Annotated in this window: 5 protein-coding genes and 1 pseudogene; 4 read left to right on the plus strand and 2 right to left on the minus strand. The window is 53.8% G+C overall.

Annotation, left to right across the window (positions count from 1 at the left end; translation table 11 throughout):
• A pseudogene (locus Q0683_RS08590) lies at positions 1-854 on the minus strand (hypothetical protein); the annotation flags it as partial.
• Positions 855-1,348: 494 nt separating this feature from the next.
• Here Q0683_RS08590 and Q0683_RS08595 point away from each other — a divergent pair.
• Both Q0683_RS08595 and Q0683_RS08600 read left to right on the plus strand, forming a co-directional pair.
• Positions 1,349-1,549, plus strand: a complete 201-nt coding sequence (locus Q0683_RS08595; RefSeq protein WP_298611402.1) for a hypothetical protein — start codon at positions 1,349-1,351, stop codon at positions 1,547-1,549.
• Positions 1,550-1,867: 318 nt separating this feature from the next.
• Positions 1,868-2,380 (plus strand): adenine phosphoribosyltransferase, encoded by a 513-nt coding sequence (locus Q0683_RS08600; RefSeq protein WP_298611399.1) that lies wholly within the window; start codon positions 1,868-1,870, stop codon positions 2,378-2,380.
• 29 nt (positions 2,381-2,409) lie between these two features.
• On the opposite strand, the gene Q0683_RS08605 is transcribed toward Q0683_RS08600, so the two are convergent.
• The gene (locus Q0683_RS08605) at positions 2,410-4,107 is read right to left on the minus strand and encodes a phospholipase D-like domain-containing protein (RefSeq protein WP_298977307.1); all 1,698 of its coding nucleotides are present in this window, start codon (positions 4,105-4,107) and stop codon (positions 2,410-2,412) included.
• 120 nt (positions 4,108-4,227) lie between these two features.
• Here Q0683_RS08605 and Q0683_RS08610 point away from each other — a divergent pair, with 120 nt between their 5' ends.
• Complete coding sequence (locus Q0683_RS08610) at positions 4,228-5,475, plus strand: acetate/propionate family kinase (protein WP_298612882.1); 1,248 nt, start codon at positions 4,228-4,230, stop codon at positions 5,473-5,475.
• A gap of 165 nt (positions 5,476-5,640) precedes the next feature.
• Positions 5,641-6,720 (plus strand): type IV pilus biogenesis protein PilM, encoded by a 1,080-nt coding sequence (gene pilM, locus Q0683_RS08615; protein WP_298612885.1) that lies wholly within the window; start codon positions 5,641-5,643, stop codon positions 6,718-6,720.
• Positions 6,721-6,793: the final 73 nt, after the last annotated feature.

Genomic DNA, 6,793 nt, shown 5'->3' on the forward strand with positions numbered 1-6,793 from the left:
GGGTTGGGGATTTCAGGAAAGGGGGGCAAGTTAATCTTGTTAATGGCGATCGTCCCCTCAATAATTGAGTTATTGAGTGCTCCTACGGCAGCGCGCAATCCCTGTTGTGTCGGCTGGCCATTGACACACTGTGCCTTTGGTACCACACAGTTGGCTGGATTGGTACAGATCACATTGCCGTAGACATCATTGTTGCCAAGGTTAATCCTTTGCGCCAGTAGTCCGGGAAAGTTAGAGGGAACACTAATCACCATCTTTTGCCAGATGAAGGCATTGGCTGGCGAGTCATTGGCTAGGCGGCCTTCTATTAACAAGTGTCCTGTTTGCGTTGGGGCATCGTAGAGATACGAAAGAACGCGGTATCTGCCCTGAACGGGTGTGCCAATCGTGCCGTTCAGAACAATCCTATTCAGGTTATCAAGGGTAAAGCAGGGGGGCGCATCAGCACCTAGGCTCTCCGCCGTCCACTCATTCTTAGCGGGGACATTGCGACCCTCTGTATTGGGCTGGCCAACTTTTGTCGCATCCGTTGAGCGATCAATGAGGTAGGGGCGCGGCGGGTTAAAGTTTGTATTGGTGGCAGGGTTGAAGGTGCGGCGGAGGAGAATCTGGTAGTTGCCATTGAGTAACCCCAGCGTGCGCGCCATGCCCCCTTCAGCCACAGCAAAGGCCTGTTGGGTTTGTCTTTGCAGGCTGGCGGTGCTCACATCCAGTTGCGATCGCGAAAGCAGGGTCAGGGCAACTACGATCATGATCAACCCCATGCCCCAGACTAAAGGTAGAGTAAACCCCCGCTGCCGATACCCCACCGAGGGATACCGACGTTTTAGTGAGCGCCCCCATTTCTTCATCATTGGCCTCTCCTCTATTACCCCTACTTTGATTTTATTTTCACTGCAAAAACTTGGTTATGGCTACTGCTGAGCCGGGTATGGTGTTAATGTTTTGGCTCTTATACGCACTAGATATACTCTAACCATAACTTGAGCAAAGTGATGTGATCTTCCTTACATCCATACTCCAACCTTAATTGAAACTTTTCCCAAAAGGTTCAAGGCTACTGCAACATAAAGTGTCTAACCTCTTTTTAGGCTCAAGCACGAGCGTTATCAAACTTATTTCTCTCCCCCTAAACTTAAATAAACTTGAATAAAACTCTCGCCAAGGAGCAACCTCTTGACCTGGGAAGACGTTGGTACTCACACGCCAAGCAGGCCCACACCTCACTCTCTACGGAGGCACTGGTGGCATTCACAGTAGGAATACGCGGGCGCAAGCTAACAGGCCGGGGAGGATGTTAAGGCATTTCTCTATGCCAAGGAGGTGCGGGAGGCAATTTTTTTGGGGAGTGTTAGCTGGATGGCTAGGGGGGCTGCCCCTTGGCTTCATCCCATGGCCGCAATGGCCGTCCCATCTTTTTGGTCAAGCTTTGGTGGGTTTTGGAGAATTGGAACCCCGGCGGTTGGGGTCTTTTCCTTTGGTCACTTTAGTACTGCTTTTTACCGATACGTTTGACACTGTGGGCACCCTCTCGGCGGTGGGGGGATAGGCGGTTCCTCAATCCGCAGGGACATTTCCCCCGTGCCTTGGGGGCATTGATGGCAGATGCGGTGGGCACAATTGTGGGGGATTGCTTTGGCACCGCCACCGCGACCACCCATATCGAATCGGCAGCGGGAATTGCCGTGGAGTGAAGGGCTAGCGGTAGGATTGATTAGCTATCCAATCGTGAAATGGGCGGCAGGCAAAGGGAGAGAAGTGCATCCTGCCCTTTGGGAATCGGCGGTTATCTTTATTGCTCACTACTTTTGGCGTTAGACAAGATCTAAGATAGGATGCTTCTGAACTGATTGGAACTATATCACCTATGGATCTCAAATCCCTGATTCGCGATGTCCCAGACTTCCCTAAGCCGGGCATTTTGTTTCGGGATTTAACAACGCTCCTGCAAAATCAAGCGGGGCTGCGCTACGTCATTGACCAATTGGTGGAAAAACACGCTAACGATGGCATTCACTATGTGGCCGGCATCGAGTCACGGGGATTTATTTTTGGCGCTCCCTTGGCCTATCGCTTGGGGGCAGGCTTTATCCCTTTGCGCAAACCCGGTAAACTCTGTGCACCGGTCTATGCTGTGGAGTATGAACTGGAGTATGGGCGCGATCGCTTGGAGATGCACCAAGATGCCGTGCAACCGGGTCAGCGGGTGTTGATCGTGGACGATGTCATTGCCACGGGGGGAACAGCCGCCGCCGCTGCTGGTCTAATTCAACAAGCGCAAGCCGAACTCCATGGGTTTGCCTTTATTGTGGAGCTGACGGAGTTGGGAGGGCGGCAGAAACTTCCCGATGTGCCGATTACCACCCTGGTAACTTATTAAGAAGTGTTAAGTCTAACTGAGTTAGAACGCTACCACGTCACGCGATCGCGCAAGCGTTCGAGGAGCTTTGGCCCGACCCCAGGGACAGCATCTAAATCCGCTAAGGATTGAAAGGGCTTCTGCTCGCGGGCACGGATAATTTCAGCCGCCAGCTTTGGTCCGACCCCCGGTAGGGTTTGCAGTTCTGCTGCGGTGGCTGTATTCAAATTCACCCGCGCAGTGGGCGTGTCGGCAGGAGTTCTGGAGGAGGGAGCAGGTCGGGTGGCAATCTTACCGCCGCAGGCGCTCAACTGCTGCTGAATGCGATCGCGAACATGCTGCGGCAGCCCCAGACGACTATTGCTATAGAGCCGCTCAAACTCGCGTTCGTAGTGGGCTGCTACCGTTGGATGCTCAATGACCAGCAGGAATTCATCATTGCCGCGATTGGCCGCCTCCGACCAGTTATGGGAACCGACAATCACGATGCGATCATCAACAATGCCATACTTGTGGTGCAGCTTATCCCCCTGCGGCAGAAGGGGAGTGCCCACCGTTTGAAGGGGCTTTTGCCACGGGCGGTTACCGGCTTCGTAGTAACAGTTGCCTTGACGGGCTTGGGCGGTATTGGCCATTGCTACCCCCATCATATCGAGGGCTTCGCTAAAGTCACGGTAGATAAATCCTGAGTCAATGAGGGCGCGAATGTTCACCCCTTGGTTGTGGCGTTCTTCCAGCACGTCGGACAATGCCTGATCAGAGAAAACAAAGAGGGCAAGATCAACTTTTTGGCGACTGCGCCTTAGGGTCTGCCCAATGAGGCCATTGGTAGTGTCTGGCCAAGGGAGAGAGGCTGGACTAGGGGAAAAGCGCACCGTCACCATGGCATCGCCCACCGCCACCCGTTGAGGAGGACGGACTGGCTTTTTGACGCCAAAGCGACTATTGGGCTGACCACCAGGGCCATCTCCCCACATAATGTTGAATTCCTCAGTAAATAGGCGTGCCACGGCGGGGCTATCAATCACCAAAAGGGAGTTAGCATTGCCACGGGTATCGGGGCGTCCCAAGTCGCCATGGATATCACTGAGGGTAAAGTTTGCTGTCGTCGCAATCACTTGGCGATTGTCAATCACAATAAACTTGTGGTGCATCAGCAGACTGCCCTTAGAGCCATCGGCAGTGTCGTCAATCCAAGGAATTTTGGCTTCATTGAGAATGGTTTGCACGTCGCGATCGCTCAGTTCGGCGGCGCTGAGTTGGCCATCGCCATTGGTATCCACAAGCGCTTTCCAGTCGTCATAGCGCTCCCGCATCCTTGGATCCATGGCACGCACTTGAGCAGCCGTGTAGTTTGCCCAGGGGGCTGTGTAGGTATTTTCCATAACCACGCGCACCCGTACCCCTGCCCGCTGTCGTGCTGCCAAGGCCTTTGCTAAATTTGGCAGGCGAAACTCCTGCACCGCCACATCAACGGTTTGCTGCGCCTTGGCGATCTGCTCAATCATGATTGCCTCAAGGTCTTCTCCTTCGCGGGTATAGGGGCGATAGGGTTCTGAATAGCGGTGCGCTTGGGAGTGGTTCATGTGCACTGCAATTTGCGGATGTTGGGGGAGTGGCGCAAGGGTAGGGCGGATAAGCGGGTGCGATCGCAATTGAGTGAACACCACAGCCGCAATCAACAGCCCCAGTAGAAACAGCAGGAGATACACACCGTGCCGCCGCCATTGAAGCTTTTCCCAAAACATGCTCCTTCCCCAATGCCTGTTCCAATTCTAGGGCTATCTTTTTGCGGTCAAGGTGTTCTGGGCTGCATGGTTCCCAAGGGGGCTTGGCTAGGATGGAGACGATGCTTTTGCTGGCCTGCCATGATCACGGTGCTGGTGTTAAATGCTGGCTCTAGTAGCCTGAAAGCCTGTTTGTATCGGTTGTCACCTGAAATCGCCGCCCCAGCTGTCACACCCCCCCATCCCTTTTGGCAAGGCCTCCTCGACTGGGGACAGAACCCGACTGTGGCACGTCTGAAGGCGACGACTATCAACCGGCGCTACGAAGCCAACTTAATTCATCCAGAGGGCGGGATCGCAGGCCTGCGGGACTGGCTCAAAACCCTCCTAGAGACCCTCACCGGCGGTTCAACCCAGATCCTTGCAAGCCTTGGAGAAATTACGATCATCGGTCATCGGGTTGTCCATGGCGGCAGCCGCTACCAAGCCCCTGTGGGCGTGGATGCCCAGGTCAAAGCAGTCATTAGAGAATTTAGTGAATATGCCCCGCTCCATAATCCAGCCAACCTACTAGGGATGGAATTGATGGCGGAGATCTGTCCCCAAACGCCCCAAGTGGCGGTGTTTGATACGGCATTCCACGCTCAATTGCCGGCAGTGGCGCGTACCTATGCCATTCCCTATGAACTGACAATTAACGGTATTCAACGCTACGGCTTCCACGGCATTAGCCATCAGTACGTCAGTGAACGGGCTGCCAACCTATTGCAGCGCCCCTTAGCAGAGTTGCGATTGATTACCTGTCACCTTGGCAATGGCTGTTCCCTCACTGCCGTTAAGGGAGGAATCTCTGTGGAGACGACGATGGGCTTTACCCCCACAGCAGGAGTCATGATGGGAACCCGTTGTGGTGACATTGATCCGGGAATTTTGCTCTATTTGTTGCGACGCGGCAGGACAATTGAAGAACTAGATCAACTGGTGAATCGCCAATCGGGATTGTTGGGGGTCTCTGGGGTCAGCAATGACCTGCGGCAGATTTTGGCGGCCATCGATCAGGGAAATACGCAAGCCCAGTTGGCCTATGACTGTTTTATTTATTCGCTACAGCGAGGCATTGCTAGCCTCCTGCCTGCCCTTGGGGGTCTCGATGGGCTAGTGTTCACCGCAGGAATTGGCGAGAATGCTGCCTGTGTGCGCCGCGATGTCTGCCGAGGGCTAGGTTGGCTGGGAATTGAGTTAGATAGCGCAGCGAATGAACAGGGAGCGGGCGATCGCGACCTTGCGGCGGCGGATGCCCCCGTGCGCGTGTTAGTTGTGCATACGCAAGAAGATTGGGCGATCGCTTGTGCCTGTGTGAAATGGCTATATCCTCCAAGTTCTGCATAAAGCCACTTTGCAAACCATACCAATGTATTGGAAAGAGTCGATGCCCATTGGTTATGATTGCCTTAGCAAGGGAACCCTATCGGGGAGGGCGCGGCTTTGTTCCGCAATTCACTCTTCACACCATCTCGCTAATGCAAACTTGACCGTTCACTCGTGGGTGATACTGTGCTGGGAAAACTATTTGCAAAACCAAGGCAGGGCTTGGGGATTGAACTCACCCCAGAGCGGGTCAATATCGTGCAGCTTCAGCGGCAAAAGCAGGGTCTGAAAATAACTGCCATGGCCTCAGTCCCCCTCAGTGAAGGCGCCATTGAAGAAGGCCGCATCATTGACACCACCGCCGTTGCCGATGCTATTCGTCAAGGGATTGAGGACAAGCGCATCAAACAGAAAGAGGTGATCAGTGCCATTCCCATGAATGAAGCGGTGATTCGCCTGATTCGCCTGCCGGCTGAACTACCCGACTATGAATTGCGGGAAGTGGTTCTCATGCAGGAAGCTCCACTGTACCTTCCCTTTCCCCGTGAAGAAGCCGATGTTGACTACCAAAAGCTAGGCACCTCCCTTGATGAAGATGGCATTGAGCGGGTGGAAATTTTGCTGGTAGGCACGCCCCGCGAAGTCACCGATGCCTATATCAATGCCTTTACCCAAGCTGGTTTGCAACTGACAGCCCTTGAGGTGACCAACTTTGCCCTCATGCGTACCCTGCGGGATTTGCTCCAGCAGTTTGTGGGGGAAGCAGCAGCAATTATTGATATTGGCGATGAGGGAACGGAGATCAGCATCGTCAAGGATGGCATTCCCCAGTTTAACCGCAAAGTACCCATTGGCAAAGAGCGGATGCAAGAAGCCATTAGTCGCGCCATGAACCTGCCTCCTTCAATGGGTGTTGATCTGATTGAGGGTCTGACTGTTCCCTTAGAGCCGATGGATGTAACGGGTGCCCTCAACCCCAGTGGTGCGGCTATTTTGCGAGTTCTCTCCGATCTAGCCGATGAAATCCGTCGCTCTATTGACTTTTACCTCAACCAAGGGGAGAGTCTAGAGGTTTCCCAGTTGTTGCTGGCAGGCCCTGGTGCCAGTATTGGTCAAGTGGATGAGTTCTTTAGTCAGCGACTGAACTATGCCACCACTTTGGTTGACCCGATTAGTTTGCTGGGACTGCAAACCCCCGAAGAGATTCCTTCTGAAAAACGCCCTGCCCTAGGCACGGTGATTGGTCTTAGTCTGCGTGGCGCTTAGGAGCACTCCCGATGTACTCAATTGAGATTAACCTCCTTAAAGAACGCCCTGCAATTGGGGGCGTGGCGGGTTC

The organism is uncultured Thermosynechococcus sp. (genome assembly GCF_938074695.1).
GTDB lineage: Bacteria > Cyanobacteriota > Cyanobacteriia > Thermosynechococcales > Thermosynechococcaceae > Thermosynechococcus.

Coding starts and splice junctions, on each gene's coding strand:
- Q0683_RS08600 (WP_298611399.1), top strand. CDS start 1,868: ATGGATCTCAAATCCCTGATTCGCGATGTCCCAGACTTCCCTAAGCCG.
- Q0683_RS08605 (WP_298977307.1), bottom strand. CDS start 4,107: ATGTTTTGGGAAAAGCTTCAATGGCGGCGGCACGGTGTGTATCTCCTG.
- Q0683_RS08610 (WP_298612882.1), top strand. CDS start 4,228: ATGATCACGGTGCTGGTGTTAAATGCTGGCTCTAGTAGCCTGAAAGCC.